Annotated in this window: 2 protein-coding genes; one reads left to right on the forward strand and one right to left on the reverse strand. The window is 43.5% G+C overall.

The features are described from left to right. Positions 1-297, forward strand: a 297-nt coding sequence (locus R7Z50_RS27665) for an EAL domain-containing protein (RefSeq protein ID WP_318149776.1), incomplete at its 5' end; no start/stop codon positions are given. A gap of 52 nt (positions 298-349) precedes the next feature. Here R7Z50_RS27665 and R7Z50_RS27670 read toward each other — a convergent pair. Beyond that, the coding region (locus tag R7Z50_RS27670) for a M23 family metallopeptidase (RefSeq protein ID WP_318149777.1) at positions 350-690 on the reverse strand (341 nt) is incomplete at its 5' end.

A 690-nucleotide genomic window follows, 5' to 3' on the forward strand; every position in this document is an offset into this window, starting at 1 on the left:
GGCTATTCGAGCTTAAATTACATTCATAATTACCCTATCGACAGCATCAAAATTGACGCCACATTTGTGCGCAATATGCTCTCGAACAAAACGTCAGAGCAAGTGGTGTATCTGATAGCCCAGTTAGCTCAACTGTTGGATGTCGACTTAATTGCAGAAGGCGTAGAAGACGACAGGGCGTTAAATAAGCTTATCGACATGGGTTGCCATTATATTCAAGGCTACTTCTATTCTCGCCCACACAACGTCGATGAATTGGTACACATGATTAACGATAGACAAGTCAAACGCGCATAAAAAAGACCAAGCAATTGCTTGGTCTTTTTGTTTCGATTAAGAGCCTAAACAGCTATAAAACCGCTTTTTCTTTATTTTTTAGCAGCTTATCCATTTCATCTCGATTCGCGATGAAGGTTGCCATCTCCTTCTTAGGAACAGAGCTCGCCATCGGAATATTCGCGCGCATCGCGTTTACAGGGCGTCCGTACTCGATCAATTCATAATGAAGGTGTGGGCCAGTAACTCGTCCTGTTTTACCAGACAAACCGATACGCTGACCGCGAGAAACTTTTTGGCCTTTCTTCACTAAGATCTTGCTTAGGTGCAGGTAACGCGTTTTGTATTTGTTACCGTGCTCAACAACAACGTAGTTACCCGCATATGGGTGCTTACGGGTCATAATCACAGTAC

Source organism: Vibrio sp. 1249-1, from assembly GCF_033340495.1.